Annotated in this window: 22 protein-coding genes; 10 read left to right on the forward strand and 12 right to left on the reverse strand. The window is 64.9% G+C overall.

Features of this window, described 5'->3' with window-relative positions:
- Window positions 1–43: 43 nt before the first annotated feature.
- Window positions 44–505, reverse strand: a complete 462-nt coding sequence (locus tag AC1DSD_RS19930; protein ID WP_478032514.1) for a TM2 domain-containing protein — start codon at window positions 503–505, stop codon at window positions 44–46.
- A 175-nt stretch (window positions 506–680) separates the two neighbouring features.
- On the opposite strand from AC1DSD_RS19930, the gene AC1DSD_RS19935 reads away from it, so the two are divergent.
- From AC1DSD_RS19935 to AC1DSD_RS19950, 4 genes are all read left to right on the forward strand, one after another.
- Window positions 681–2,273 (forward strand): lysine--tRNA ligase, encoded by a 1,593-nt coding sequence (locus tag AC1DSD_RS19935; RefSeq protein WP_478032515.1) that lies wholly within the window; start codon window positions 681–683, stop codon window positions 2,271–2,273.
- A gap of 131 nt (window positions 2,274–2,404) precedes the next feature.
- Entirely contained in the window at window positions 2,405–3,598 is a 1,194-nt protein-coding gene (nhaA, locus tag AC1DSD_RS19940; RefSeq protein WP_478032516.1) for a Na+/H+ antiporter NhaA, read from the forward strand.
- Window positions 3,598–4,602, forward strand: a complete 1,005-nt coding sequence (locus tag AC1DSD_RS19945; protein WP_478032555.1) for a histone deacetylase family protein — start codon at window positions 3,598–3,600, stop codon at window positions 4,600–4,602. Before nhaA ends, AC1DSD_RS19945 begins: the two co-directional genes overlap by 1 nt.
- Window position 4,603: 1 nt before the next feature.
- A complete protein-coding gene (locus tag AC1DSD_RS19950) occupies window positions 4,604–5,827 on the forward strand; it encodes an MFS transporter (RefSeq protein ID WP_478032518.1) in 1,224 nt (407 codons plus the stop codon).
- Between the two features lie 330 nt (window positions 5,828–6,157).
- Here the strand turns inward: AC1DSD_RS19950 and AC1DSD_RS19955 are convergent, their stop codons facing one another.
- The 5 genes from AC1DSD_RS19955 to AC1DSD_RS19975 all read right to left on the reverse strand — a co-directional run bounded on the left by AC1DSD_RS19955 (window position 6,158) and on the right by AC1DSD_RS19975 (window position 11,229).
- Window positions 6,158–7,090: an electron transfer flavoprotein subunit alpha/FixB family protein gene (locus tag AC1DSD_RS19955; RefSeq protein ID WP_478032519.1), complete on the reverse strand. Its 933-nt coding sequence runs from the start codon at window positions 7,088–7,090 to the stop codon at window positions 6,158–6,160.
- Window positions 7,087–7,833, reverse strand: coding sequence for an electron transfer flavoprotein subunit beta/FixA family protein (locus AC1DSD_RS19960; RefSeq protein WP_478032520.1), 747 nt, complete (start codon window positions 7,831–7,833; stop codon window positions 7,087–7,089). The genes AC1DSD_RS19955 and AC1DSD_RS19960 overlap by 4 nt, the downstream gene beginning before the upstream one ends.
- 268 nt (window positions 7,834–8,101) lie before the next feature.
- Entirely contained in the window at window positions 8,102–9,301 is a 1,200-nt protein-coding gene (sucC, locus tag AC1DSD_RS19965; RefSeq protein WP_478032521.1) for an ADP-forming succinate--CoA ligase subunit beta, read from the reverse strand.
- Window positions 9,302–9,551: 250 nt separating this feature from the next.
- Window positions 9,552–9,818 (reverse strand): hypothetical protein, encoded by a 267-nt coding sequence (locus AC1DSD_RS19970; RefSeq protein ID WP_478032523.1) that lies wholly within the window; start codon window positions 9,816–9,818, stop codon window positions 9,552–9,554.
- A complete protein-coding gene (locus AC1DSD_RS19975; RefSeq protein ID WP_478032524.1) occupies window positions 9,811–11,229 on the reverse strand; it encodes a radical SAM protein in 1,419 nt (472 codons plus the stop codon). The genes AC1DSD_RS19970 and AC1DSD_RS19975 overlap by 8 nt, the downstream gene beginning before the upstream one ends.
- Window positions 11,230–11,457: 228 nt before the next feature.
- On the opposite strand from AC1DSD_RS19975, the gene AC1DSD_RS19980 reads away from it, so the two are divergent.
- From AC1DSD_RS19980 to AC1DSD_RS19990, 3 genes are all read left to right on the forward strand, one after another.
- On the forward strand, window positions 11,458–11,967 hold the full coding sequence (locus AC1DSD_RS19980) for a sterol desaturase family protein (protein WP_478032525.1): 510 nt from the start codon (window positions 11,458–11,460) through the stop codon (window positions 11,965–11,967).
- A gap of 67 nt (window positions 11,968–12,034) precedes the next feature.
- Window positions 12,035–12,736, forward strand: coding sequence for a sulfite exporter TauE/SafE family protein (locus AC1DSD_RS19985; RefSeq protein WP_478032556.1), 702 nt, complete (start codon window positions 12,035–12,037; stop codon window positions 12,734–12,736).
- Between the two features lie 67 nt (window positions 12,737–12,803).
- Window positions 12,804–13,136 carry a PilZ domain-containing protein gene (locus AC1DSD_RS19990; RefSeq protein ID WP_478032526.1) on the forward strand — a complete coding sequence of 111 codons (333 nt, stop codon included), beginning with the start codon at window positions 12,804–12,806 and terminating at the stop codon, window positions 13,134–13,136.
- A 135-nt stretch (window positions 13,137–13,271) separates the two neighbouring features.
- Here the strand turns inward: AC1DSD_RS19990 and AC1DSD_RS19995 are convergent, their stop codons facing one another.
- The 5 genes from AC1DSD_RS19995 to mtnB are packed head-to-tail and all read right to left on the reverse strand — an operon-like array spanning window position 13,272 to window position 17,137.
- Window positions 13,272–14,207 (reverse strand): ribose-phosphate pyrophosphokinase, encoded by a 936-nt coding sequence (locus AC1DSD_RS19995; RefSeq protein WP_478032528.1) that lies wholly within the window; start codon window positions 14,205–14,207, stop codon window positions 13,272–13,274.
- A 33-nt stretch (window positions 14,208–14,240) separates the two neighbouring features.
- Window positions 14,241–15,296: an S-methyl-5-thioribose-1-phosphate isomerase gene (mtnA, locus tag AC1DSD_RS20000; protein WP_478032530.1), complete on the reverse strand. Its 1,056-nt coding sequence runs from the start codon at window positions 15,294–15,296 to the stop codon at window positions 14,241–14,243.
- Complete coding sequence (gene mtnC, locus AC1DSD_RS20005; RefSeq protein ID WP_478032531.1) at window positions 15,293–15,931, reverse strand: acireductone synthase; 639 nt, start codon at window positions 15,929–15,931, stop codon at window positions 15,293–15,295. Before mtnC ends, mtnA begins: the two co-directional genes overlap by 4 nt.
- A 7-nt stretch (window positions 15,932–15,938) precedes the next feature.
- Entirely contained in the window at window positions 15,939–16,514 is a 576-nt protein-coding gene (locus tag AC1DSD_RS20010; RefSeq protein ID WP_478032532.1) for a 1,2-dihydroxy-3-keto-5-methylthiopentene dioxygenase, read from the reverse strand.
- Window positions 16,511–17,137, reverse strand: coding sequence for a methylthioribulose 1-phosphate dehydratase (mtnB, locus tag AC1DSD_RS20015; RefSeq protein WP_478032533.1), 627 nt, complete (start codon window positions 17,135–17,137; stop codon window positions 16,511–16,513). Before mtnB ends, AC1DSD_RS20010 begins: the two co-directional genes overlap by 4 nt.
- 443 nt (window positions 17,138–17,580) lie before the next feature.
- Here mtnB and AC1DSD_RS20020 point away from each other — a divergent pair, with 443 nt between their 5' ends.
- The gene (locus AC1DSD_RS20020) at window positions 17,581–21,399 is read left to right on the forward strand and encodes a LamG-like jellyroll fold domain-containing protein (protein ID WP_478032534.1); all 3,819 of its coding nucleotides are present in this window, start codon (window positions 17,581–17,583) and stop codon (window positions 21,397–21,399) included.
- 25 nt (window positions 21,400–21,424) lie between these two features.
- Window positions 21,425–22,957: a DUF885 family protein gene (locus tag AC1DSD_RS20025; protein WP_478032535.1), complete on the forward strand. Its 1,533-nt coding sequence runs from the start codon at window positions 21,425–21,427 to the stop codon at window positions 22,955–22,957.
- 131 nt (window positions 22,958–23,088) lie between these two features.
- Here AC1DSD_RS20025 and AC1DSD_RS20030 read toward each other — a convergent pair whose 3' ends face one another.
- A complete protein-coding gene (locus AC1DSD_RS20030; protein WP_478032536.1) occupies window positions 23,089–26,037 on the reverse strand; it encodes a TonB-dependent receptor in 2,949 nt (982 codons plus the stop codon).
- Window positions 26,038–26,240: 203 nt separating this feature from the next.
- On the opposite strand from AC1DSD_RS20030, the gene AC1DSD_RS20035 reads away from it, so the two are divergent.
- On the forward strand, window positions 26,241–26,663 hold the full coding sequence (locus tag AC1DSD_RS20035) for a cupin domain-containing protein (protein ID WP_478032537.1): 423 nt from the start codon (window positions 26,241–26,243) through the stop codon (window positions 26,661–26,663).
- The last annotated feature ends 165 nt before the right edge of the window (window positions 26,664–26,828 follow it).

Genomic DNA, 26,828 nt, shown 5'->3' on the forward strand with positions numbered 1-26,828 from the left:
CAGAACAGATTGGCAACAGTGATTGCGGCGGGCGGGCCGCGGCTCAATAAGCGGCGGGCGGGTTCCGGCACATGCCGGGAATGAGGACGATGTCGAACAGGAGCCAAACGCCTTGGATCAGGAGTAGAGATCCCCAAGTGCTGAAGCTGTACGGCGAGAGGTACATCACACAGAAACCGACCACCCCGATCACCGACTGCAGCACCGCCGAAATGTAGCGTCCGCAATAGATGCGGTGGGCAGCGAGGCCGCCAACGAAGAACCACAAAAGGTAGGCGATCAGCCGCGACTTGGTCCAGCTTCGTCCCGACGTCGGCGTATCCCATGCCAGGGTACGGACATCCTCTGCGCCGTTCGGCCGCTCTTGTGCAACGAAGCCCGTGCGCGGTTCGGCATAGGGATCGCGGCGCGCTACCGCCGGCGCGACCGGGCGCGACATTGGCGCGGGCGCGGCGGCGGCGCTGCCCGCTGGGAAGCCTTTGCGGCCGAACCCCTGAGCCTCCATTCTCTCGCCCTCCAATTTTTCGAAAGCGGAATAGCGGCATCCGCTTAAACCCGCGTAAACGGAGCGCGTTCGGCCCACTCCGTGGCAAGATTGTCGGATACCATCAGCCGATCGCAGCGACCAAAGCGCCCGCGAGGTTGCAAAACCGACCTGCTTCGCGCACTCGGCAGGCATCATGACAGCGGAAATCGAACAGACAGCAAACGCCCTGCGCACAGCGGCGATCGACTCCAAGGCTTGGCCGTATGAGGAAGCGCGCAAATTGCTCAAGCGCTATCCCGACGGTGCACCGGCCAAGGGGCATGTCCTGTTCGAGACCGGTTATGGACCGTCAGGCCTGCCGCATATCGGCACGTTCAACGAAGTGTTGCGCACGACGATGGTGCGCCGCGCGTTCGAGACTCTGTCGGACATCCCGACGCGGCTGATCGCCTTTTCGGATGACATGGACGGCCTGCGCAAGGTGCCGGACAATGTTCCCCACAAGGAGATGCTGGGGCAATATCTCGGCAAGCCACTGACCAAGATCCCCGATCCGTTCGGCACGCATGACAGTTTCGCCGCGCACAACAACGCGATGCTACGCGACTTTCTCGATCGCTACGGCTTCGAGTACGAGTTCGTTTCGTCGACCGACTATTATCTGGGCGGTAAGTTCGACGACGCCCTGCGCAACGTCCTACGCAATTATCAGGCGGTGATGGACATCATGCTGCCGACCCTGCGCGCCGAGCGGCAGGCGACCTATTCGCCGGTGCTGCCGATCAGCAAGAAGTCGGGGATCGTCCTCCAGGTGCCGGTCGAAGTGGTCGATGCCGAGGCCGGGATCGTGCGCTTCGTCGATGAGGGCGAGACGGTCGAGCAGTCGATCCTCTCGGGCGGCGCCAAGCTGCAATGGAAGGTCGACTGGGCGATGCGCTGGGTCGCGCTCGGCGTCGATTACGAGATGGCCGGCAAGGACCTGATCGATTCGGTGATCCAGTCGGGCAAGATCACGCGTGCGCTCGGCGGCCGCCCGCCCGAGGGCTTCAACTACGAGATGTTCCTCGACGAGAAGGGCGAGAAGATCTCGAAGTCGAAGGGCAACGGCCTGTCGATCGACGAGTGGCTGACTTATGGCCCCGACGAGAGCCTGGCTTTCTACATCTATCGCGAGCCCAAGAAGGCGAAGTCGCTCCATCTCGGGCTGATCCCGCGCGCGGTCGACGATTATTGGCAGTTCCGTGCGAACTATGCAGGTCAGCCAGTCGAACAACGGTTGGGCAATCCGGTCCATCATATCCATAACGGCCCGCCGCCGGCGGAGACCTTGCCGGTCACGTTCGGGCTGCTGCTCAACCTGGTCGGGGTGATGGGCGGCGACGCGACCAAGGATCAGGTCTGGGGCTATCTCGGCAACTATGTGGCCGATGCGTCGCCGGAAAAGTATCCGGCGCTCGACCAGCTGATCGGTTATGCGCTGGCCTATGCCCGCGATTTCGTCGCACCGACGCTCCAGCGCCGCGCGCCCGAGGGTGTCGAGATCGATGCGCTCAAGCGGCTCGATGCGGACCTCGCCGCCCTGCCGGCGGGTGCGCCGCCCGAGGATATCCAGAACATCGTCTACGAGATCGGCAAGACCGGCGGATTCGCCGAGCTGCGCGACTGGTTCAAAGCGCTGTACGAGACATTGCTCGGATCGAGCCAGGGACCGCGCATGGGCAGCTTCATCGCGCTCTATGGGGTGGACAATACGCGGAAACTGATCGCCGAGGCATTGGCGCGGTAGGATTACCAAGCTAACCAAAAACCTGCGTCACCCCGGGCTTGTCCCGGGGTCCACCGTGCCGCAAACCAACCGAGTGCGGCGCTTGCTGCACAGTGGATGCCGGCACAAGGCCGGCATGACGGAGTGAAGTGATGGTGGCGAAACGCGAGTCCATCCTCCGGGATTTCCTCAAGGACGAAGCGGCCGGCGGGATCGTGCTGATCGTCGCGGCCGTGCTCGCGATGATCGCCGCCAACTCGCCGCTCGCCGCCGATTATTTCCACCTGCTCCATATCGAAACCGGCCCGGTACTCGCGCCCAAGCTGGGGGCGATGACGGTCCATCTGTGGATCAACGACGCGCTGATGGCGGGGTTCTTCTTCCTCGTCGGGCTCGAGATCAAGCGCGAGCTGGTCGATGGCGAATTGTCGCGGCCCGCCGACCGCACCTTGCCGGTGATCGCCGCCGCGGCCGGGATGATCGCCCCGGCGATCGTCTATCTCGCAGTCGTCGCGGGCGATCCGGCGTTGGTGCGCGGCTGGGCGATTCCGGCGGCGACCGATATCGCCTTCGCGGTCGGGGTGATGGCATTGCTCGGATCCCGCGTGCCGGCGCCGCTCAAGCTGTTCCTGACCACGGTGGCGATCGTCGACGATATGGGCGCGGTGGCGATCATCGCGGTCGCCTATAGCCATGGGCTCGACCTCGTCTCGCTGGTCGGCGCGGCGGTCGTGCTCGGGGTCATGATCGCGATGAACCGCGGCGGGGTGGTGCGCCTGCTGCCTTATATCATCCTGTCCGGCGTGCTGTGGTGGCTGGTGCTGCGCTCGGGCGTGCATGCGACGATCGCCGGCGTGCTGGCGGCGATGACGATCCCTATCCGGACCTCGCCGGGCGCGCCCGACGATGCCGAATCGCCGCTGCATCGGCTCGAACATGCGCTCAGCCCGTGGATCGCGTTCATGGTGGTGCCGCTGTTCGGCTTCGCCAATGCCGGCGTGTCGCTGGGCGGGCAGGGGCTGCATGTGCTCGCCGAGCCGCTGGTCATCGCGGTCGCCGCCGGCCTGTTCGTCGGTAAGCAGACCGGCATGCTCGGCGCGGTCGCGCTCGCGGTGAAGTTCGGCTGGGCGGAGCGGCCGGGCCGGGCGTCATGGACGCAGCTCTATGGCGTGCTGCTGCTCGCCGGGATCGGCTTCACGATGAGCCTGTTCATCGGCGGGCTCGCTTTCGTCGATCCGGTCCTGATCGACCGGGTCAAGGTCGGGGTGCTGATCGGATCGATCCTGTCGGGCCTGGCCGGATTCGTGGTGCTGCGCTGGGTGGCGCGGCCGGCGCGCGAGGCATGATGCGCAACTTCTTCGATCCCCGGCAATTGCTCCACGCGCCGGCGCGCGAACTGCACAATGGCGGCTTCACCGATTACGCCGAGACGCCGTCACGTGCAGAGTCGATCCTGGCCGCGATCGGTGGGGCGGAAGCGCCCGAGGATCGCGGCGAAGGGCCGATCCTGGCGGTGCATGACGGCGACTATGTCGCCTTCCTCAAATCGGCGGCGGCGCGGTGGGCGGAGGCGGGGCGGCCAGGCGATGTCGTCGGCTATGTCTGGCCGGTGGTTGGCCGCCGGCCGCTCCGGCTCGACCGGATCGACGCGTTGATCGGGCAGTACAGTTTCGACGCCTCGACCCCGATCACCCCGCGCACCTGGGATAGCGCTTATTGGAGCGTGCAATCGGCGCTCGCCGCGACGCAGGCGGTGCTCGACGGCGATCGGGCCGCTTTCGCCTTGTGCCGGCCGCCCGGCCATCATGCCGGGGCGGATTATTATGGCGGCTATTGCCACCTCAACGCGGCGGCGATCGCGGCGCAGGCCGCGCGCGATGCCGGCAAGCGGCGGGTGGCGATCCTCGATATCGACTATCATCACGGTAACGGCACCCAGGACATCTTCTGGTCGCGCGGCGACGTCTTCTATGCCTCGCTCCACGCCGATCCGGCGACCGATTATCCCTTTTACTGGGGGCATGAAGACGAGGTCGGCGAGGGGGAAGGGCATGGCGTCACGCTCAATCTGCCCTTGCCGCAGGGGACGACGCTCGATGCCTTTCGCGGCGCGCAGGCCCGCGCCTTGCAGGCGATCGCCGATTTCGGCGCCGAACTGCTGGTGGTGAGCTTCGGAGCCGACACCTATGTCGGCGATCCCATCTCCGCCTTCCGGATCGAGACGCCCGATTATGCCCTGCTCGCCGCCGATATCGCCGCCGCGGGACTGCCGACCGTGATCGTGATGGAAGGCGGCTATGCGGTCGACGCGCTCGGCGCGAATGTCGCGAGCCTGTTGAGCGGCTTCTGAAATGCCGCTGGCCAAGGGCAGCGCCGATTATCGCCGGCTGACGCTGGCGATGCTGTTCGCCGGATTCTCGACCTTTTCGTTGCTCTATTCGGCGCAACCGCTGCTGCCGTTGTTCGCGCATGATTTCCACCTGAGCGCGGAAAGCGCGAGCCTGGCGATCGGGCTTGCCACCGGGCCGCTGGCGATCGGCATCCTGGTCGCGGGAGCCTTGTCCGACCGTTGGGGGCGGCGGCCGATGATGGTCGCGGCGATGTTCCTGGCCGGCGGGTTCAGCCTGGCGACGGCCGCGGCGCCGGGCTGGCCGGCATTGCTCGCCTTGCGCTTCCTGACCGGGGTGGCGCTGGCCGGGGTGCCGGCGGTGGCGATGGCCTATGTGAGCGAGGAGGTCGATCACGCCTCGGTCGGATCGGCGATGGGGCTCTATATCGGCGGCAGCGCGATCGGCGGGATGGCGGGCCGGCTCGGCGTGAGCCTGTTGACCGACATTGCGGGCTGGCGCGGCGCGGTGGCATTGGTCGGGGTAGCGGGTATCGCGATGGCCGAGGCATTCCGCCGGCTCGCACCCGAATCGCGGCATTTCGTCCGTTCGGCACCGCCATTGGGCGAGGTGGCGCGCGGCTTCCTCGATCTGTTTCGCGATCGTGCGATGCCGCTGCTGTTCCTCGAGGCGTTCGTGCTGATGGGCGTGTTCGTCAGCATCTACAATTATGCCGGGTTCCGGTTGATGGCGCCGCCTTATTCGCTGGGCCACGCCGCGGTCGGCGCGATCTTCCTGCTCTATCTGCTCGGCTCGTGGAGCTCGGCCTGGTTCGGCGGCGTCGCCGGGCGCCTGGGGCGCCGGCGCGTTTTCTGGATACCGGTCGTGTTGCTGATCGCCGGTGTGGCGCTGACCGCGGCCCGGCCGCTCGCTTTGGTCGTAGCTGGGATCGGTGTCGTGACGGTCGGCTTCTTCGGTGCGCACTCGATCGCCAGCGCCTGGGTCGGGCGTCGCGCACTCGCGCAACGCGGGCAGGCAGCGGCGCTCTATCTGTTCTTCTATTATGCCGGGTCGAGCGTGCTGGGATCGCTGTGCGGGATCGCCTGGACGCATGCGGGCTGGCCCGGAGTGGCGTGGTTCTGCGGCGCGCTTGGCGCGATCGCGTTGATCCTGGGGCTGATCCTCAGGACGATCCCGCCGCTGCCGCAGAACGAGGTGACGCCGCCCAAACCACTCGGTACCGACTGAAATAATTTCGTCACAAGCGGGAACCCGGCGCGACACCGAGCGTTATTACCTAGCTTGAACGAAAGAGAGAGCATTTCGACGATCAGACGCTTCACGCGTAGGATCGTCTTAGGGAGCCCCGCCGCACTATGTGCGACGGGGCTTACTGCTTTTGGGGCCTACCCGATCTGCGATCGCGCAGTCGGTCGTCGCTCACCCGCACTTCCCTCAAACGGGCAACGACGCGGGAGCAAGTCCCGCGTCGTCGGTCGGCGCCCMGGCGCCGCCGGCCGGTCGAATTGTCGCGAGCGGGCTGCGCCGCTCGCGCCGGTACGCAGCTGACGCTGCTCCCTACAATTTCGACGTCAGCTCCGGCACGATCTTGAACAGATCGCCAACCAGGCCGATGTCCGCGACCTGGAAGATCGGCGCGTCCTCGTCCTTGTTGATCGCGATGATCGTCTTCGAATCCTTCATGCCTGCCAGATGCTGGATCGCGCCCGAAATGCCGATCGCGACATAGACTTCGGGAGCGACGATCTTGCCGGTCTGGCCGACCTGATAGTCGTTGGGGACATAGCCCGCATCGACCGCGGCGCGCGACGCGCCGACCGCGGCGCCGAGCTTGTCGGCGAGCGGCTCGATCACCGCATGGAAATTCTCGCTCGAGGCGAGCGCGCGGCCGCCCGAGACGATGACCTTGGCGCTGGTCAGTTCGGGGCGTTCGAGCTTGGCGATTTCCGACCCGACATAGGTCGACACCGATTGCTCCAGCCCGGCGCCGTCGGTCGACACGATTTTGGCAGAACCGCCCTCGGGCGCGGCCTTCTCGAACGCGGTGCCGCGCACGGTGATGACCAGCTTCTTGTCGCTGGTCTGCACCGTGGCGATCGCGTTGCCGGCATAGATCGGGCGCGTGAAGGTATCATCGCTTTCGACCGACAGGATGTCGCTGATCTGCATGACGTCGAGCAGCGCGGCGACGCGCGGCGCGATGTTCTTGCCGTTCGACGTCGCGGGCGCGAGGAACGCGTCGTGATCGGCCATCAATTTGACGATCAGCGGCGCGACCGTTTCGGCCAGCGGATGTTCGAGCGCGGCATTGTCGGCGGTCAGCACATTGCTGACCCCGGCGATCTTGGCGGCCTCGGCGGCGACGGCGTCGATGCCCGATCCGGCGACCAGCAGATCGACGTCGCCGAGCTTGGCGGCGGCGGTGACCACGGCGAGCGTGGCGTCCTTGACGGTCTTGCCGTCATGTTCGACCCAGACGAGCGTCTTCATTTGGCGACTCCCAGAGCCTTGAGTTTGGCCACCAGCTCATCGACATCGGCGACCTTGACGCCGGCGGTGCGCTTGGGCGGTTCGACGACCTTGAGCGTGGTCAGCCGCGGGGCGACGTCGACGCCGTAATCGGCAGGCGTCTTCTGATCGAGCGGCTTCGACTTGGCCTTCATGATGTTGGGCAGCGAGGCGTAGCGCGGCTCGTTGAGGCGAAGATCGGTGGTGATGATCGCCGGCAGCGAGAGCTTCTCGGTCTCCGACCCACCATCGACTTCGCGCGTCACGGTGACGCTGTCGCTGGTCAGTTCGACCTTGGAAGCAAAAGTGGCCTGGCCGACGCCGAGCAGGCCCGCCAGCATCTGACCGGTCTGGTTGTTGTCGTCGTCGATCGCCTGCTTGCCGAGGATGACCAGGTCGGGCTTCTCCGCCTCGACGATCGCCTTCAAGAGCTTGGCCACGCCAAGCGGCTCGATCTTCTCGTCGCTGACCACCAGGATCGCGCGGTCGGCGCCCATCGCGAGCGCGGTGCGCAAGGTTTCCTGCGATTTCTGCTCGCCGATCGACACGGCGACGATCTCGGTCACGCCCTTGTCTTTCAGGCGGATCGCTTCCTCGACCGCGATCTCGTCGAACGGGTTCATCGACATCTTGACGTTGGCCAAATCGACCCCCGTCCCGTCCGCCTTCACGCGGGGCTTGACGTTATAGTCAAGCACGCGCTTGACCGGCACCAAGACTTTCATTCCATCCACTCCTGTGGTCCCAACTCCTTCCCGGGGAGGAGAGGAGGAGGTTAGAAACTCTATCACCTTCTCCCTTTATGGGAGAAGGATACCGCAGCTTGGCGGCGCAGCCGCCTAGCGGAGGTTGGATGAGGGTGAGCGATTGCCTGGGCAATCGCGCGCTCGCAAGTGCGAGCGCTTACCCCTCTCCCAGCTCCGACTAGGGCCGCGCAAGAGCGCGACCCAAGTCTGCGCAACCCTCTCCCACAAGGGGAGAGGGAAAAGGCCGTCAAGCCGCCTTCTTAACCTCAGCCACGATCTTCTGTGCCGCGTCGCCGAGATCGTTGGCAGGAACGATCGCCAGGCCGGAATTGGCCAGGATGTCCTTGCCCTGCTGGACGTTGGTGCCTTCGAGGCGAACGACCAAAGGCACGCTCAGATTCACTTCCTTCGCCGCGGCGACGATGCCCTCGGCGATGATGTCGCACTTCATGATGCCGCCGAAGATGTTGACCAGGATGCCCTTCACGTTCGGGTCGGCAAGGATGATCTTGAACGCCGCGGTGACCTTTTCCTTGTTGGCGCCGCCGCCGACGTCGAGGAAATTGGCCGGGAACATGCCGTTCAATTTGATGATGTCCATCGTCGCCATGGCGAGGCCGGCGCCGTTGACCATGCAGCCGATATCGCCGTCGAGCTTGATGTACGCGAGGTCGTATTTCGACGCTTCGAGCTCGGCCGGATCCTCTTCGGTCTCGTCGCGCAGCGCGAGCAGGTCCTTGTGGCGGAACAGTGCGTTCGAATCGAAGCCGACCTTGGCGTCGAGCACCATCAGCTTGCCGTCATCCGTGACGGCGAGCGGATTGATCTCGATCTGGCTGGCGTCGGTGCCGAGGAACGTGTCGTAGAGCTTGCCGGCGACCGAAGCGGCCTGCTTGGCGAGATCGCCGGTCAGGCCGAGCGCGGCAGCGACGGCGCGGCCGTGATGCGGCATGAAGCCGGTCGCGGGGTCGACGTCGAACGTGTGGATCTTCTCGGGCGTGTCGTGCGCGACGGTCTCGATGTCCATGCCGCCTTCGGTCGAGACGACGAACGCGACGCGGCCGGTGACGCGATCGACCAACGCCGCGAGGTAGAATTCCTTGGCGATGTCGACGCCGTCGGTGACGTAGAGGCGGTTGACCTGCTTGCCATGCTCGCCGGTCTGGACGGTGACGAGCGTGTTGCCGAGCATGTCGGCAGCGGCGGCGCGGACGTCATCGAGCGTCTTGGCGAGGCGGACGCCGCCCTTGGCGTCGGGGCCGAGTTCCTTGAACTTGCCCTTGCCGCGGCCGCCAGCATGGATCTGGGCCTTCACGACATAAAGCGGCCCGGGCAGCTTCTTGGCGGCATCGACCGCTTCGTCGACGGTCATCGCGGCATAGCCGGCGGGCACGGGCACGCCGAATTTCGCGAGCAGTTCCTTGGCCTGGTATTCGTGGATGTTCATGAAGGGCCTTCTCTCGGTTTTCGAAGAAAGGGAATGGGGAGGCCTTAAGCACAGGCCGCGGGATGAATCTACCCCTTGAGCAGTGACGCGCGGATAGTGCCAAATGACAGCTGTGCGAAGCTGTCCAACAATGGCATGCAGTAGACTTTGGGGATGAAACATCGGTCGATCCCGTCACCGTCCATCGGACAAGCAAATGGCCGCCGGGTACCGATGCCCGGCGGCCATTTTGTCGGCTGGATGAGCGGCGCTAGATGTGGACTGCTGCATCCCTCACGCCGTTCTGCAGCGCGGTCTTCAATGTAGCCTTGTCTCGGAAGGCATTAGTGAAGGCTTCTGGCGAGAGACCAGTATGACCAAACTGGTCGATGCACCCGGCACCTCCGCCACAGCCGCCGCCGCAGCCATCGCCCATAGCAACCTCGCTGCCGGGCTTTATTCCTTTCAGAAACGAAGACAGCCGGCCGATCGGTACTTCGCGCAGCACAGCGGCTGCCACCTTGGCATTGTCAGACATTGAAGGTCTCCTTGGGTTGCCCCGGCTCCATGTCGGGGTGGCTGGACACATGGCGGCCGATTCCCATCAGACATTCCTCCGCCATTGCCTCAAAGATCGGACCTAGCGCGCGCCGGCCGAATGACCCGGTGACGATCGCGTCGCCCGCGATGCAGCCGCTGGCAAGCGGCGCATACCAGTCGTCGCTACCCGTGCCGCCATCTCCGAACTCTTCGAAATACCGCGAAAACAGACGACGGCTGTCGTCAGTCGGGAAGCTGTCGGTTAGGATGTTGCCGAGACGAAACCGGTCATCGCCGATGAACATGAAACAGGGGAAGACCGACCCATCGGCGGCGATCGACAATTGGTTGAAGAAGGCGGGGCAGTAGGTGGCGGATGGCCGGCGCGCATCTACCTGTTCGAGAATGCGGACAGCAAACTCGAGCATCGGACCGGCCCCGGCGAACATGTTGTCGACCGTCAAGCGAGCAGCGGCTCGATATTGCGGGACGAGATCGCGCATCGCGACTGCCCATTGTTGCCAATCGCCGTGATTGTCGAAGATGCCCGATGCTAGGTCCGTCGCCTGCTTGGCCTCATCCGGCAAGAATGCCGGCGCGATGTGGATGACCCGATCTTCGGTTTCGCGGGCGAAAAAACCCATCAGATCGACGACGCTGATCCCGGCATCGATATGCGCCCGGCTGAACGTGCATTCGAACTCGAAGTCGATGCCTGCCGCGGCAAAAGCGGCAATCGACCGGCGCAGCAGCGCGGAACTGGGCTTGCCACTGGCGGTGGGACGCATGCGGTCATGTACTGCGTCCGGACCGTCCCAACTGATCGTCAGCGCGACCCCCCAGCGCTTCAGCGCGGCGATCACGCGTGGGCCGCTTAAGGTGCCGTTCGTCGTCGCGACAAACCGGGGCATCTTTGCCAGTCGGCCGTCCGACGTCGCGGCTTCAAATGCCTCGCCGATCGCATCGAAGGCGCCGATGTTCATTAGGGGTTCGCCGCCGAACAGATGAACGGTTTCGATTCTCCCGTACATCGACACCACGCGGTCTATGATCGCGCGCGCGGGACTGTCGGCCATCAGCGATTTGGCGGCGTGGTATAGCCCGTGGTCAGCGTAACAATAACTGCAGGCGAGGTTGCAGGCATTGCTGATATTGATGGTCAACCGGCCGAGGCGCGGGCGGTCGGCTAATGGACTTTCCGCGCCGAACAGAAGCGGTCGTATGGCGGGACGCCTGTCCAGAACAGGTCCTTCCGCCGTGTCGGACGTCGAGTACGCGTCGCTCGGGTCCTCACGAAACGCAATCGGGTCGTCGGTAATAGACAGGGCGAGTGTTTGGAGATTCAGGCGAGCATAGATGTCGTTTTCACTAAGTGTTACGAGATTACGACTGTGTTCGCGCTTAATCATCATGACCTCCTTCAAGATCATTCAAAATATATTGCGCGACTCGATTGCTGATTTTGTCGAATGGAAGCACGTCCAACTGGCACGAGTCAACGAAATTTCTGAGGTAGTCCGATGTCAATTTAGTTCATATCGGTTGTAATTATATTTTATTCGCGATAGGCTGTGGCCTGCGGCGGTCAGGAAAAATTTGCGTATGCATCGCCTCGCACTATTGGCTAGAGGCCGCTCATGACGGGCTGGTTAGCTCTTCCGCTGTTCCTCGCCACCGTGATCGCGATGGAGGGGTTCGCCTATGTGATGCATCGCTGGGTGATGCATGGCCCCGGCTGGTTCCTCCATGCGAGCCATCACCGGCCACGGACCGGCCGATGGGAACTCAACGATCTCTACGCGGTGATCTTCGCGGTGCCGTCGATCCTGTTGCTGCTCGGCGGCGTCGATCTCGGCTGGTGGTGGGGATGCACCTGGATCGGCGCGGGAATCGCGGCGTACGGCGCGATCTATTTCGGGTTTCACGACGTCATCGTCCATCGCCGGGTCGCGACGCGCTATCTGCCGCGATCGGCCTATATGAAGCGGATCATCCAGGCGCATCGGCTGCACCATGTGGTCGAAACGAAGCGCGGCACGGTCAGCTTCGGCTTCCTATGGGCGCCGCCCCCCGAGACGCTCAAGGCCGAGCTCAACCGCCGCGGCAACGCCGGGATTCGCGCGCCGTCCGGCGATCTCGCTCGATAGATATCGGTATAGATGCGCGGTGATCCTCGACTGGCATTTTTATGCGCTGGCGATCCCGGCGGTGCTGATGCTCGGTCTGTCCAAGGGCGGGTTCGCGGGACTCGGTGCGCTGTCGCTGCCGATGCTCGCCTTCGTCATCTCGCCGGTCCAGGCGGCGGCGATCCTGTTGCCGATCCTGATCGTCCAGGATGTGGTCGGAGTCTGGGCGTTTCGTCGCACGGTCGACTGGCGATTGCTCGGCTGGATGATGCCGGGGGCGATTCTCGGGATCGTGCTCGGCTATCTGTTCGCCGCGCGCTTGTCGGAAAGCGCGGTGCTCGGCGCGGTCGGTGCGATCTCTTTGCTGTTCGGCGTCTATCGGCTCTGGGCGGATCGCAACGGCCCGCCGCAGATGGCCAAGGGACTTCCCGAGTGGCTCGGCATGCTGTTCGGAATCGCCTCGGGCTTCACCAGCCAGATCGCGCATGCCGGCCAGCCGCCGTTCCAGGTCTGGGTGTTGCCGCGCCGCCTGTCGCGCGACACGCTGGTCGGGACGACCGCGATCTTCTTCGCCGCGGTCAATTGGATCAAAGTGCCGGCCTATGTCGCGCTCGGCCAGTTCACCCACGCCAATCTGCTGACCGCCGCCGCGCTCCTGCCGGTGGCGATCGCCTCGACTGTCGCCGGCGTCTGGCTGGTGCGGCGCGTTTCCGCCGAGCGCTTTTATGTCGCGATCTACCTGCTGATGGTGCTGGTCGGCGCGAAATTGCTGTGGGATGCCTTCGCCTGACGGCCCATCGGTCCGGATCGGCCGGGTCTTTGCCAAATGTTAAGCGCGGCTAAGCATAATGTGCGTCATGGACACGCATTCGTTCGGATCCGATCGAGCGACTGACGGTGACGACGATCATCGCCATCAGCAGCGCGTGCCGATCGTCATGCGGGCGCGATTGCGCGACCGGCATTCCAACAAATATGATGTCCGCCTGCTCGATCTGTCGGTCACGGGTTTCCGCGCGGAGGCGGATTATTCGCTCGATGCCGGGCAGATCGTCTGGCTGGCGATTCCCGGTATGGAGGGGCTGGAAGCGACGATCGCCTGGCGCCACGACCTCGAGATCGGCTGCAGTTTCCGCCAGCCGCTCTATCCGCCGGTGCTCGATCACATCGTCAAGACGTTAGGGCATTAGGGCTTTTTCGTGCTCCAGCGCGTCGATAGCCGGCCTCTCGCCGCGGCAAAGCCGCGTCGGACGGCGCCCTTGGCGCCGCCGGCCGGGCCAGCGTCTCTCCCGGAATAGCGGCTGCTATTCCGGGGGCCGCTTGGCCTAATCAAACAGGCTCGACACCGAACTCTCGTCCGCAATCCGCCGGATCGCTTCGGCGAGCAGCGGCGCGATGGTCAAATGGCGGACCTTGTTCGCCGCGGCGATCGTGTCGTGATTGCCGATCGAATCGGTGATGACCAGTTCCTCGAGCACCGATCCCTCGACCCGCGCGATCGCGCCGCCCGACAGCACGCCATGCGTGACATAGGCGACGACGCCCTCGGCACCTGCTTCCTTCAGCGCGGCGGCGGCGTTGCAGAGGGTGCCGGCCGAATCGACGATGTCATCGATCAGGATGCAGAAGCGCCCTTCGACGTCACCGATGATGTTCATCACTTCGGATTCGCCGGCGCGCTCGCGGCGCTTGTCGACGATCGCCAGCGGCGCGTTGTCGAGTCGCTTGGCCAGCGCACGGGCGCGCACCACGCCGCCGACGTCGGGTGACACGACCATCAGATTCTTGCCCGAATGGCGCGCCAATATGTCGGTCGACATCACCGGCGCCGCAAACAGATTGTCGGTCGGGATGTCGAAGAATCCCTGGATTTGCCCGGCATGGAGGTCGACCGACAGCACGCGGTTGGCGCCGGCGACGGTAATCAGATTGGCGACCAATTTGGCCGAGATCGGGGTGCGCGGGCCGGGCTTTCGATCCTGGCGGGCATAGCCGAAATAGGGCAGCACGGCAGTAATCCGCTTGGCCGATGCACGTCGCAGCGCATCGATGCAGATCAGCAATTCCATGAGGTTGTCATTGGCCGGGAACGATGTCGACTGCAGCACGAAGACGTCCTCGCCACGGACATTCTCGTTGATCTCAACGAATATTTCTTCGTCAGCAAACCGTCGGACGAGCGCATCGGTCAGTGGCAGTTCGAGATAGCCGGCAATCGCCTTGGCCAGCGGCAGGTTCGAATTGCCGGTCATCAACTTCATTTGTGCTCGCCCTTTTGAGGTTTGCGCGCCTCCTTAGAAGGGAGTCTGCAGCCGGTCCAGCACCCCGCGTTCGGTGATGTATCCCGTGACCAGCCGCGCGGGGGTGACGTCGAAGCCGGGGTTATAGGCATCGGATTGGGTCAAGCGCACCGTTTCCAGCCCGTGATCGGTCGCGCCGGTGATCTCGGTCAGCTCGGCGGGCGAACGTTCCTCGATGGGAATCGCATCGCCGCTGGGGGTCGCGGCGTCGAAGGTGGTGTAGGGGAGCGCGACATAGAAAGGCACGCCAGTGTCGTGCGCGGCGAGCGCCTTCAGATAGGTGCCGATCTTGTTGCAGACGTCGCCATTGGCGGTAACGCGGTCGGTGCCGACGATCACCGCGTCGACCTGGCCGCGCGCCATCAGCAAGCCGCCAGCATTGTCGGCGATCAAGGTATGCGGGACGCCATGGTTGCGCAGCTCGAACGCCGTCAGCAATGCGCCCTGGTTGCGCGGCCGCGTCTCGTCGACCCAGACGTGCAAGGGTAATCCGGCATCGTGCGCGAGATAGATCGGCGCGGTCGCGGTGCCGTAATCGACCGTCGCCAGCCAGCCGGCATTGCAATGCGTCAGGATGTTGAGCGGGCGATCGGGGTTCCTGGCGTGGAGGTCGCGCAGCAACGCCAGGCCATGCTCGCCGATCGAGCGGCACAAACGCTCGTCCTCGTCGACGATCGCCTGGGCGCGCGCGAAAGCGGCGGCGGCGCGATCGGCTACCGGCAACGCGCGTACCGCGGCGACGATCTGGTCGAGCGCCCATTTGAGGTTGATCGCGGTCGGGCGCGTCTCGTGCAGGCGTGCGTATGCGGCATCGATCGCGTCATCGCCGGGATCGGCGGCGATCGCCATTGCCAGGCCATAACCCCCGACCGCGCCGATCATCGGCGCGCCGCGCGTCCACATGTCGCGAATCGCCACCGCCGCGTCGTCCTCGGCCCTGAGCTCGACCCAGCGCACTTCCCAGGGGAGCTGGCGCTGGTCGAGGATGCGCGCGCCCTTGCCATCGGCGGTCGGCATGATCGAGCGCGTGCGTTCGCCGTCCAGGATCATGGCAGTATCTCGGCAAAGCCGGCCACATCGCCCTGGCCGGTGTCGCGGTCGATCAGCAGCGCGCGCAGGCCGGCCGATTGCGCCGCATCGGTCTCGGCGGCGACGTCGGACACGAACAGGATGTCGGCAGGGTCGAGACTCAGCGCGGCGGCGATCTTCGAATAGGATTCAGCTTCGCGCTTGGGGCCCGTATTCGTGTCGAAATAGCCCGAGAGATAGCCGGTCAGGTCGCCTGCCTCGCTATGCCCGAAGATCAGCTTCTGCGCCTCGATCGATCCCGAGGAATAGATGCAGACCTTGATCCCCGCTTCGGTCCAGCGTTTCAGCGCCTCTGGCGTGTCGGGATAGACATGCGCCTTGAGCTCGCCGGCTTCATATCCTTCGCGCCAGATGCGGCCTTGGATATGTTTGAGCGCGGTCTCCTTGGCATCGACATCCATCCAGGCGAGCAATGTCGCGACCGGATCGCCCGGCGGCATCGCGGAGATAACCGGCGCGAGCTCCTCGCGATGAATTGGCACCCAGCCAGGAATGCGCGTGCGGGCATAAGGGAACAAGACGTCCGCCACATAGGCGATGCTGGTGGTCGTCCCCTCGATATCGAGCAGGATCACCTTGGGCGGCGTATCGGTCATTGCGGTCTCAGGAGGATCGGTTGGTCTTCGGCTCGCCGGCACCGCCATTGTGCCGCGGGAAGCGGTCGGCGATCGCGTCACCGGTGAATTTCGCCACCCAGCCGTCGGGATTCTCGAACAGACGGATCACGGTGAAGCTTGGCTCGGGGCCCATGTCGAACCAATGGCGCATGCCGGCCGGAACCGAGATCAGATCGCCGGCGGTGCACAAGACGGCGTGGATGCGGTCGTCGTCGGTGCGCAGCGTGAACAGCCCTTCGCCGGCGACGAAGAAGCGAACCTCGTCCTCCGAATGGCGATGCTCGGACAGGAATTTCGCGCGCATCGCGGCGCGATCGGGATGATCGGGCGTCACGCCGATGATGTCGACCGACTGATAGCCTTGCTCGGCCTTCAGTTTGTCGATCTCAGGCGCGTAGGCGGTAAGCACGGCGTCGGTGTCGGCGCCGGCGGTGTCGCGCAACGGCCAGCGCTCGTAGCGTACGCCGATCCGCTTCAGCGCATCGCCGATCCATTTGGGGTCGCTGGTGTCGAGCACCGGAGTATCGCCGTCATCGGCAGTAAAGACGCGAAGGCGAGTCATGACGCGCTCTCCCTGAAACTGCGTTCCGCCAGTTCGGCGGCGATCAGCCATTCGACGGCTTCGAGCACGCGCTCGGCTTCGTCAAGGTCCTTGCCCCAGGCATAAAGGCCGTGGTCGCGAATCAGATAAGCGGGCGCCGCGCCGGGCCGTGCCAAGGCCGGGGCGATTGCTGCTTCGATGACCGTCATGTCCTGGCTGTTGTCGACGATCGGCAGCGCGATTTCGGTGTCGTGCGTGGTCTGGCCGGGAAACACCTTGAGCAATTCGTGGCCGACGAAGTTCCAGGCCTTGAGGTCGCGAAAGGCGCGGGTCAGGCCGACCGCTTGCGGCGAATGACCATGCAGGACGGCGCCCGCCGCCGGAAACTGGCGATAGATCGACAGATGGAGATGCGTTTCGGCCGATGGCCTGCCCGATCCGACGACATGGCCGTCAGCATCGAGGCGCAGCACGCCGTCCTCGGTCAGGCGCCCCTTGTGCCAGCCCGACGCGGTCACCGCGAAGCCGTCGTCGAGCCGGACCGAATAATTGCCTGCCGTTGCCGGCGCCCAGCCGCGCGCGTCGAGGCGGCGGCCCACCGCGATGATTCCGGCCCGTGCGGCGTCGAAACTGGTCGTCGTCATGCCGGCCACTTACGGCGAGTCACGCCGGCGCGCCAGCGCGCCGTGGCTCAGGCAAAAAATCGGGCGCCGCTCCGGATAGAGCCGCGCCCTTAGGGGAGGAAAGTGTCATCGGCCGACCACGCTGCCGCTCGGAGCAGTCGGCGAAATCGAAATGGTAACCGGTGTCAGATTGAAGCGCAAGCAGGTAAGGCACTTGCCAAGCGCAACATGATACGGGCAGCACCCCGTTCCAGGTCGAGACGGGACTGACCTGATGCAGTATCGATCGATTGCGATCGCACAAATCTCTGCTTCTTTGAGACGCCGATGCTTCGAGTGATCGGACCGCAACGGCCGGGAAAACATCATTGATACCGGTGTCATAAGTTTCTATCGATCGGATGCCCGCAAGGGCTTGGGAGAGTCGGCCGCCAACGAGCGTCCAGATGCGAAAGAGAGCAGGCATGGCGAGCAACAAGCGGGTGGCATTGCTGGCGGCGGTTGCTGCCGCGGCGATGATCGGGTCGGGCGCGAATGCACAGGAAGCGCCGCCCAAGCTGCTGTTCCACGTATCCGCCGACAAGACGCTGGCCGCGGACACCGCAAGCGGCGAGGCCGTGCCCAATTTCCAGTCGAAGGTCGCGATCGTCCCCACCGGCAAATCGGGCGGCGCGATCGAGTGGCAGGATGACGGCTATGTGGCGTGGAAAGCACCGGGCAATATCTATGCGCGGCGCGGTACGCTTTCCTTCTTCTGGCGCTCGCGCACTCCCGTCGGCGAAGCGCCGTTCGTGCTGTTCCGCGTGGGATATGCCGACCACACCAGCTGGGACATGGCGTTCCTCCGGATCGACTGGAACGGCCACGGTTTCGACGCCTTCGTCACCGACAACAACCTCGCCCGAGAACGCGTGTCGTTCCGTATGGATACTTTGCCCAGCCCGACCGACTGGCATCATATCGCCTTTGCCTGGGACGAGGCGGTCGGCGTGCGTCTGTTCGTCGACGGCAAGGAAGTCGCGCGCAAGGACCAGAAAGCGGTGCTCGACAGCGGGCTCGATCAGTTCGGCCTGGCCGGGCGGATCATCTCGCCGCATCAGGTGCAGAGCCGCTACAACTTCATGCGCGGCAGCGATGTCGACGAGATCCGGATCTACGACCGGATGCTCGATGGCGGCGCGGTCGCCGCGCTCGCCAGCAACAACGCGCCCGCCGACGACAAACCGGTCGCCAGCGACGAGCGCACCGCGTTCCTCCATCGCTATGGCCTCGACGGCGCCTCGCCGCCGCTGCTGACCGCCGACAAGACCAGCATCCGCAAGGTCGAGTTCGCCGATGCCAAGGATCTCAAGGAATGGATGTGGAAAGGCGTCGACGGCATCGCCGAGACGACCTGGCCGGGGGTCTATAACCGTTCGCGCCTGCCCGGGCGGGACGACTATTTCGAGCTGCCCGATTGGAACGTCTATGTCGAAGGCGGCAAGAGCTACGAGCTGACCGTCCCCACCAACGAGACGGTCAACCGCGTCGAGATCCGCGGCGCGGCCTATGGCGCGCTCGATTACTCGGCAGACGGCAGCAACTATGTCTCGCTGGCGAAGCGGCCGCAGGGTGTCGAGAAAACGATCACCAGCTTTGGCGACAAGGCCGGCGGCAAATTGCGCTTCACCAACATTGCCCAGGAAACGCCGATCCAGGAAATCTGGGCCTATGACGTCAAGCAAGGCGCCGAGCCCAAGGGCACGTTCAAGCTCAGTTACGTGGTCGATTCGAAGACCGCTCCGGCCTTCGCCAACCTCACGCCGCTGACCAAATATATTGCCGGCCGCTTTCCCGCCGACGAGCGCGCCACCGTGGTGGCGCTGCCGGCCAGCGCGGGACACGCCGCGCCGGGCGCGGGCAGTGCTACCGAAGTCGGCAATGCCGAGCGCGGGCGCAACGAGGCGCCGATCGTCCATATCCTGATCCCGTCGGATTTCGGTGACGCCTTCCCCGGCAAGCCGCTGGCGCGCGCGTGGAACTACACCTGGGCCAACGCCCATGATGGGCTCGACGGCATCGCGCTCGACATCCCGGCGCTCAAGGTCGCGGCGAACAAGGACGGAATGATCCCGCTCAACATCCGGATCAAGGACCCGATCTGGCCCGACCGCGATCTGATCGACGTGACGATATCGGTGAAGCCGGGCCAGGCGCGGACCTTGTGGCTCGACCTGCGCGACCGCCTCCTGACCAACGATCCCTTCTACATCACCGTCGCCAGCGCCTCGCGCGATTTCGGCGCGGACTCGCTCGACGGGATGAACGTGCGGCTGGTGTTCAAGGATCGCGACGAAGCGAAGAAGGAGCATATCGAGGATCGCTTCAATCAGGTGAAGGACAATTGGGGCTTCCTGGTCGAGGAGCACACCGCCTCGGGCCGCGAAGGTCTGTTCCGGCGGCTCAAGGGCGACATCACCGACCTGCTCCGCGTCGATCCCGACAATCTCGAAGGGCGGCGCTACTGGGCCGATATCAGCTATGGCGCGACGGGCATGCCGCCCTTCACCCAGCCGACGCCGCCGGCCGGCGTGCCGCTCTGGGCATTCCGCCAGCTCGAGGATCTCAAGCTCACGCGCCAGTTCGTCGATTGGTGGATCGACAACCGCCAGGTGCCGTATGGCGATTTCGGCGGCGGCATTTCGGACGATGTCGACTTGCTCGGGCAATGGCCCGGCCTCGCGCTGATGGGAGTCGATCCCGACAAGATCAATGCCTCGCTCCGCGCACTGTCCGACTCGGTCTACACCAACGGCATGCGGGTCAACGGGCTCGGCTATATCACGACCGACGAGCTCCATGCTTATGAGGAAGGGCTCAATTCGGACGCCGAGCGGCTCTATCTCAATTGGGGTGAGCCGAAGGCGGTCGAGCGGTTGATGGCGACGGCCAAGGCGCTGACCGGCATCATCCTCAAGAACCCCGCCGGCCACATGCACTTCGCCAGCAACTGGTATGGCGGGCGCAAAATCTATCGCGAAGGGCCGTGGGAATGGCAAAAGCCGTACAGCTTCACCGTCCTGCACGCGCCGATCCTGATGGGCGTGTACAATGCCAATCCCATCGCCACTGGCCTGGTGACGGGCGTGGTCGATGGTTGGATGGCGCACGGCAAGAAGGGGCCCGACGGCAATTGGACCTATCCCAACGAGATCAATTGGCGCACCGATGCCGAGCGCGCCGGCGACGGTGGCGGCGTAGGGACGCCCTACCAGTCGGTCTGGGCCGCCTATCGCTTCACCGGTGACGATAAATATCTGACGCCGATCCTCAGCCGTACCGCCAGGAACGGCGCGGGCTCGCTCAACGACCTCAACGAGAATATCGTCGCGGCGCTCGGCAAGGCCGATTGGGGCAAGGCACTGGCCGCGACCAAAAGCGATTTCGGCCGCGTCGCCGGCTGGGACGCGACCGGGAATCGCAAATTACTCGAAGACCAGGCGGCCGACGCGATCGCGTTCAAGTCGCAGCACATGTCCATGTACACCGAAGGCCATTGGTGGACCGACCGCGTCGACATGCCCAACGATCTGCTGCAGCGGCAGCGGCTCGGCGGGATCGCGCTGGTGCGTAACCAGACCTATCCCGGCAATACCGTAAGCTGGCGCTTCGCCAATCCCGGCGCGGCGGAAGCGGTCGCGATCCTGGTGCCCGGCGCGACCACCGGCCATTTCAAGGTGATCGCCTATAACACCAGCGACATCGCGCAGCCGGCGACCATGTCGACCTGGAACGTGACCGCGGGCAAATGGAAGATGACCGCGGGAACCAGCGCGTCGGACGGCGACACCGCCGACGGCACGCCGATTGCCAGCGAGGTCACGCTCGAGCGCAGCGGATCGCTCGAGGTCAGCTTCGCACCGCACACCACGACCGTGCTCGAATTCACCCTGGAGACGCCGGGCGTGCCGACAGAACGCCGCGCCGATCTCGGGATCGGGGCGGACGATGTGAAGGTCGCCGGCCGTTCGGTCGAGGTGACGGTGCATAGCCTCGGCGCGCTTCCGGCCAGCGGCGGTCGGGCCGAACTGGTCGACGCTACCGGCAAGGTTGCCGCCAGCGTCGCGGTGCCGACGCTCGACGCACCAACCGACCTGACGCCGAAGACCGTCTCGGTCCGGCTGGCCTTGCCGGCCGGTGCCGGGGCGGGCTGGCGCGTGCGGGTCGCGTTGCCGGACGGTGCGCCCGAAGTGACCTGGCTCAACAATGTGGTCGCGCTCCCTGCTGCGACCCGGCGGCGGTGATGGCCAAGGATCGAGGGAAAGGAGCATGATCGGGCGGCGCTGCTTCCTGGCCGGGGCGACAGCGGCCACGACGGTGGCGGTCTTGCCCTTGGCCCGTGCCGCGGGTGATCGGGATGCCGCGCTGCGTGCGACGCTCGACGGGTTGGCGAAGCTCCACAGCCCCGCCGCCAAGCTGAAAAAGCTGGGGGGATTCGACACGCAGAGCCTGTCGCCCGGCGCGCTGCTCGATCTCGAGGCGGCGCGCGAGGGGCTGGCGATCGACGCGCGGATCGCGGCGATCATGCCGTTCGGGCGGCTGGGGCGAAGTCCCTATTCGATCACGCCGTCCAGCGGAGCATGGCGCGACCTCGCCGCGCCCGATGCCGCAGACCGCATCGCGACCGATAGCGCTGCCGTACGCGAGGCGGCGGCGGCCGGGATTATCCTGCCGCGCGACGCCCTCGACCGCACCATCGCCGACCTCTCGACAGCAGCAGCCGGCGCCACCGGCGCCGTTGCCACGGCGCTGGCGGAGCAGCGCCAGTTGCTGTCGTCGCTGGCGCCGCGGGCCGGAGAGCCTGGAGTCGGCCGGCTACCGCACGGCCCGGAATATTTCGGCCTGTTGATCGATCGCCAGTTCGGCGGACGCGACGCGGCGGCGATCCATCGCCGGGTGATGGCCAAGGCGCGGGACGTGGCGGCGGAAGCCGACGAATTGCTCGCGCGATTGGGCTATGCGGGCAAGACGACAGGCGAGCGCTTCCGCGCCGCCTTTCGCGATCCGCGCTTCCTCTATGCCGACAGCGAAAGCGGCCGCGATCGCGCGGTCGCCGACATGAACCGCCGGCTGGGCCGCGCACGGGGGCGATTGCCGCGCCTGTTCGAGTCGCTCCCGCCGGAATGCGTGAACGTCGCCGTGCGGCGAATGACATCGGCGGAAGAGGCTGCGAAAAAAAGCGGCTATCGCGTCCTGCCGTCGCCCGATGGTGCGCCCGGCAGCTATTTCGTCGATCTGTCCGACATTCGCCGCCGGCCCGACTGGAGCCTGGCCAGCGTGGTCCATCACGAATTGCTGCCGGGCCATATGGTGCAGATGCCGCTCGACACGCGCGCGCGACCGCATGCTTTACGCACTGAATATACGGCGGGGTTCTCCGAAGGCTGGGCAATCTATGCCGAGCAATTGATGGCGCGGCAGGGCGCATTCGCCGGCGACGACCGCGCGCGGCTCGGCTTTCTGCACTGGATGATGTTCCGCCTGGGCAGATCGGCCATCGATACTGGTATTCATGCCGAGCGATGGTCCGTCAGGGAAGCGCGGGAGACGCTCGAGAAGATGCAAGGCGAGCCAGCCTTTTTCGCAACGTTCGATCAGGACATCGAGCGGGTGTGCCTGGAACCCGGCGCACGCGTCGGAGAAGCTCTCGCCTGGCTGGCACTAGCGGATCGCTGCGGTCGGGGTTCAGTCGCTGGACTAGCCCGGCGGCATCGGGCGGCGGTCGCCGACGGGCGCTTGCGCCTGTCATCGCTCGATCGGCGGCTGGCCGCGCGGACGGCGGGACGAGCGATCAGCGGATAGCCTGTCCCAAGGGCGACCCCGGCGAGCGTTCCCCGGAATGACGGCTGATCGTCATGTCGCTCGCCCGGAAACAGATCGGGCGCCGCCTCATGAAGAAGCCGGCGCCCTTAGTGGAGCAAACCAGCCCCGGCTTAGTGAGTGTAGCGCAGCCCGAACATGAAGGTGCGGCCGAAGTGATTGTTCTCGTAGTTCCGGTCGGCCTCGAGATCGACGTAGCGGTAGCGATAGGCGTCGGTCAGGTTGGTGCCCTCGACCGAAACTTCGAAATTCTTGGTGAGTTTGTAGCGGATAGACGCGTCGACATTGGTGATCGAGTCATAGCCCTCGAGCACATTGCCGGTGGCCGAGCCGTTGTCGACGAACCCGCTACGATAGGCGATCGACGCGCGCGCACTGAACTTGCCATCGTCATAATAGAGCGTTCCGTTGAGCGAACGCTTGGCAAGGCCGTAGAGGGTCGATGACGTGACGAACCCTGCATAGCCGCCATTGGGTACTGTTGCCGGACCGTTGACGTTATAGTTGATGTTGCTCGATATGAGCGTCACGTTGGCGATCCCGCCGAAGTTGCGCAGAAAGCCGGGCAGGAAGCGGAACGGTCCCTGCAACCCGATCTCGACGCCGCGCACCCGACCGCCGGAGGCGTTGCCGATCGTCGAGATCGTCCAGAGCTGCCCCTCGGGGTTGGACGCCGCCGGCGAACTCGCCAGGATGACCGACAACGGCAAGCCGGTCGAGGCGAACGTGCCGGTGCGCGTCGTCGAGATTGGGAAGCTCTGGATGTTCTTTTGGAAGAAGGCGACCGACAGGACCGATTCCTTGGCGAAATACCATTCCGCCGCGGCGTCGAGCGCGGTGGCGCGGAACGGATCGAGGAACGGGTTGCCGAAGCTGACCCTGTAGTTGAATCCGTCGACCGACCCGCCCGGCGTGAGATTGCCGAGGCTCGGGCGCGTCATCACCTTGCTGATCGCGCCGCGGAGAATGAGGTTCTTCGCCGGGTAGAAGGCGACGTTGAACGAGGGTAGCCAGTCATCGTAGTTGCGCTGCACCGTCACCAGGGTGCCGCTATTATAACCGGTCGACGACTGGTCGGTCGCGACATAGCGGACGCCGCCATTGAAGGCGTAGTCGAGGCCGAGCAAAGTACCCTTGGCGTCGAACTGCAGGTAGAAACCCTTGTCGGTCTCGCGAACCGACCGGATGTTGGTCTGGTTGGGCACCGCGGTGCGTGAGTACAGCTTGGTGTAGGCGGTGGCCGCGGGCAGGTTCGCCACCACCCACGAATTGGTATTGCCCGCAGGCTGGCCGGCATTGCCCAGATTGAACACTTCGGTCAGTGCCGAGGTCACCGGGAAGCCGTAGACTGCCGCCGAGCCGAACACGTTCGACGCCGAACAGGTGATCGTACCCAGCACGACGTCGGGCGCCGCGGCCGGCTTGGTTGGGCAGACGACGGTATCGCGCGCCGCTTCATAGAGGTTGAAGTCGTAGCGGCGATAGACCCCGCCGGCGCGGATCTTGAATCCGTCGGCGACGTCCCAGGTCGTCTTGAGCGAGACCGTGCGGAACTTGTTGGTCGTGTTCGACGGCCGGTCGCGAATCTCGGCGAGCTGGAAATTGGTCGGATCGGTGACGCTGGTACCGAAGGTCAGCTTTGGCGACTTCATGTTGGTATAGTCGTAGCTATACCCCTGCGCGTCACGGTCATCGAGGATGATCGTCGTTTCCTGCGGGATGTCGGCGTCCGATTTCGACAAGCCGGCGAGCAATTCGATATGGATCTTGTCGCCGATGTCCTGCTTCCAGTTGCCGCTGAACTGGTAGAAGGTGGTGTTGAGCTTGCGCTGATAATGTTCGACGCGGACCCAGGCGTCGTTGATCGTCGCTTTGATGAGATTATTATTCGAATCGATCGTATAGTCGGTGACGTCGATCGACCGCTCGTTTGAGCGGAACAGCACCTCGCCCCAGCGCTCCTCGCGCAGTTCCTTGTAGCGCGACCATAGGCCGTCGAACGAGATCTTGGTGCGATCGGTCGGCGCCCATTGGATGCTGCCGGTGATGCCCAGTCGCTCGCGGTTGTGCTCGATCAGGCCGTAACGCGGAATGCGCGGGTGGAATGCCAGCGCGACGGCGTCGCACGCCGCGACGCGTCCGTTAGTGTAGGTGCCGCCGGTGTTCCGCACGGCGGTGTTGCTGGTCGCCGACGTATAGAAGCACGGGACGCCGTTGACCGAGTCGAAGCGCGGCCCGTTAACCCAGCGCACGCTGTTGTTGCCGAGTTCGAACTGGTCCTGCTTGCTATAGGCGGCCGACAGCGACACACCGAACTTGCCATCATCGGATTTCCAGCCGATCAGCCCGGCAACACGTGGGCCAAGGTCCTTCGACAGATCATTATACTGGCCCTGAGCGGACAGCGCCAAGGTCAGCCCCGGCTTGCCCGCGAGCGGGTTGCCGGTGTTGAGATCGACCACTGCGCCCAGCGACCCCTCATCGAGTTGCGGTTCCGCGGTCTTGTTGACCACCAGCGACGTGAACAGTTCAGACGCGAAGACGTTGAAGTCGAACGCGCGCTCGCGGTCGGCGCTGGCGCCGTCGCTGGTCGTGGTCAGCGCCTGCATGCCGTTGACGCGGACCGCGGTAAACTGCCCCGACAGGCCGCGCACGGTGATCGACCGGCCTTCGCCGCCGTCGCGCTGGATCGAGATGCCCGGGATGCGCTGGAGCGATTCGGCGAGGTTCTGGTCGGGGAATTTGGCGATATCCTCGGCAACGATTGCATCGACCGAGGAGACTGATTCGCGCTTCAGGTCGAGCGCCTTGTTGAGTGAAGCGCGAAAGCCGGTGATGACGATATCGGACGCCTTGTCGTCGGTGCTCTGGTCGGCGGCCGTGGGGGCCGGCACCGGGGTTTCCTGCGCCGCTGCGGCGGTCTGGTCGGCCGGTAGGGTAGCGGGCTTGTCGGCGGCGCAGGCCCAGCCCGGCTGCATCAGGCCGAAAGCGAGCGCGATGGTCGACCCTCCTTGCGCCATCCGCACGATGCGCACTGCCAACGGTTTCGCTCGGTCTTGCATTATCGTCTCTCCCCTGACTCATGTCGCCATGACACCGGTTGTTGCACCGCGTGCCGCCGGACCGCGCAACAGGTTGGAGAGTTGGTTGTGGGTGGTGTGCCCCTTTTTCCCTCTCCTGACGGCTGCCGGCTTTCCCACCGGTCTTGCCGCTGTTACCTGTCTATTGGTAACCGGTGTCAACGACATGCGACGAGGAGATAATCATGTCAATACGTATCGCCATCGCGGCTGCAGCGGCGTTGCTCACGCAGGAGGCGGCGACGCCCCGAATGGTCGTGATCGACGGAGAAGCGGTCAAGCGCGACGAGCCGCCGCCGCACGGCAATATCGGGATGAGCACCGCCTATCGTTACAGCGACGCGGTGCCTGGCCGCGCGATGGAGTTCCGCAAGCGCGTTCTCCATGTCGGCGCGGCGATCGGCGCGCACAAGCTGGCGCACGACGAAGTCTATTACGTGCTGTCGGGCGAAGGCGAGGCGTTCTCCGGCGACCGCATTGCGCCGGTGAAAGCGGGCCAGGCGATCTATTTCTTCGACGGCGAGACGATGGGGATAAGACAGAAAGGCAAGCACCCGCTGGCGCTGATCATCAGCTATCCGCTGGCGGTGCGGGCTAGAGCGCGATGACGTGAGTTTGACCCGCCGTGATTGCCCGGGCGTGTTCGCTGGCAAGGAGCGGTGTGCAGCGCGTAGCGGCGCTACGCGCAAGGACCGCGACGCAGACCAGCGGGCGCGCCCGGGCAACCGCAAAGCGGCGGGCGCCTTTTGACGCAGGGCAGCGTCTCTCGTCGG

The organism is Sphingomonas sp. P4_D12 (genome assembly GCF_056401895.1).

Bases quoted from the DNA above. Each gene is read 5' to 3' on its own strand.
- mtnA (WP_478032530.1), bottom strand. From the start codon at position 15,296: ATGATCCTGGACGGCGAACGCACGCGCTCGATCATGCCGACCGCCGAT.
- AC1DSD_RS19945 (WP_478032555.1), top strand. From the start codon at position 3,598: ATGCGCAACTTCTTCGATCCCCGGCAATTGCTCCACGCGCCGGCGCGC.
- AC1DSD_RS20010 (WP_478032532.1), bottom strand. From the start codon at position 16,514: ATGACTCGCCTTCGCGTCTTTACTGCCGATGACGGCGATACTCCGGTG.
- nhaA (WP_478032516.1), top strand. From the start codon at position 2,405: ATGGTGGCGAAACGCGAGTCCATCCTCCGGGATTTCCTCAAGGACGAA.
- AC1DSD_RS19960 (WP_478032520.1), bottom strand. From the start codon at position 7,833: ATGAAAGTCTTGGTGCCGGTCAAGCGCGTGCTTGACTATAACGTCAAG.
- AC1DSD_RS19995 (WP_478032528.1), bottom strand. From the start codon at position 14,207: ATGAAGTTGATGACCGGCAATTCGAACCTGCCGCTGGCCAAGGCGATT.
- AC1DSD_RS19930 (WP_478032514.1), bottom strand. From the start codon at position 505: ATGGAGGCTCAGGGGTTCGGCCGCAAAGGCTTCCCAGCGGGCAGCGCC.
- AC1DSD_RS20025 (WP_478032535.1), top strand. From the start codon at position 21,425: ATGATCGGGCGGCGCTGCTTCCTGGCCGGGGCGACAGCGGCCACGACG.
- AC1DSD_RS20030 (WP_478032536.1), bottom strand. From the start codon at position 26,037: ATGCAAGACCGAGCGAAACCGTTGGCAGTGCGCATCGTGCGGATGGCG.
- AC1DSD_RS19985 (WP_478032556.1), top strand. From the start codon at position 12,035: ATGCTCGGTCTGTCCAAGGGCGGGTTCGCGGGACTCGGTGCGCTGTCG.
- sucC (WP_478032521.1), bottom strand. From the start codon at position 9,301: ATGAACATCCACGAATACCAGGCCAAGGAACTGCTCGCGAAATTCGGC.
- AC1DSD_RS19955 (WP_478032519.1), bottom strand. From the start codon at position 7,090: ATGAAGACGCTCGTCTGGGTCGAACATGACGGCAAGACCGTCAAGGAC.
- AC1DSD_RS19950 (WP_478032518.1), top strand. From the start codon at position 4,604: ATGCCGCTGGCCAAGGGCAGCGCCGATTATCGCCGGCTGACGCTGGCG.
- AC1DSD_RS19975 (WP_478032524.1), bottom strand. From the start codon at position 11,229: ATGATTAAGCGCGAACACAGTCGTAATCTCGTAACACTTAGTGAAAAC.
- AC1DSD_RS19970 (WP_478032523.1), bottom strand. From the start codon at position 9,818: ATGTCTGACAATGCCAAGGTGGCAGCCGCTGTGCTGCGCGAAGTACCG.
- AC1DSD_RS19990 (WP_478032526.1), top strand. From the start codon at position 12,804: ATGGACACGCATTCGTTCGGATCCGATCGAGCGACTGACGGTGACGAC.
- mtnB (WP_478032533.1), bottom strand. From the start codon at position 17,137: ATGACGACGACCAGTTTCGACGCCGCACGGGCCGGAATCATCGCGGTG.
- AC1DSD_RS19935 (WP_478032515.1), top strand. From the start codon at position 681: ATGACAGCGGAAATCGAACAGACAGCAAACGCCCTGCGCACAGCGGCG.
- AC1DSD_RS20020 (WP_478032534.1), top strand. From the start codon at position 17,581: ATGGCGAGCAACAAGCGGGTGGCATTGCTGGCGGCGGTTGCTGCCGCG.
- AC1DSD_RS19980 (WP_478032525.1), top strand. From the start codon at position 11,458: ATGACGGGCTGGTTAGCTCTTCCGCTGTTCCTCGCCACCGTGATCGCG.
- mtnC (WP_478032531.1), bottom strand. From the start codon at position 15,931: ATGACCGATACGCCGCCCAAGGTGATCCTGCTCGATATCGAGGGGACG.
- AC1DSD_RS20035 (WP_478032537.1), top strand. From the start codon at position 26,241: ATGTCAATACGTATCGCCATCGCGGCTGCAGCGGCGTTGCTCACGCAG.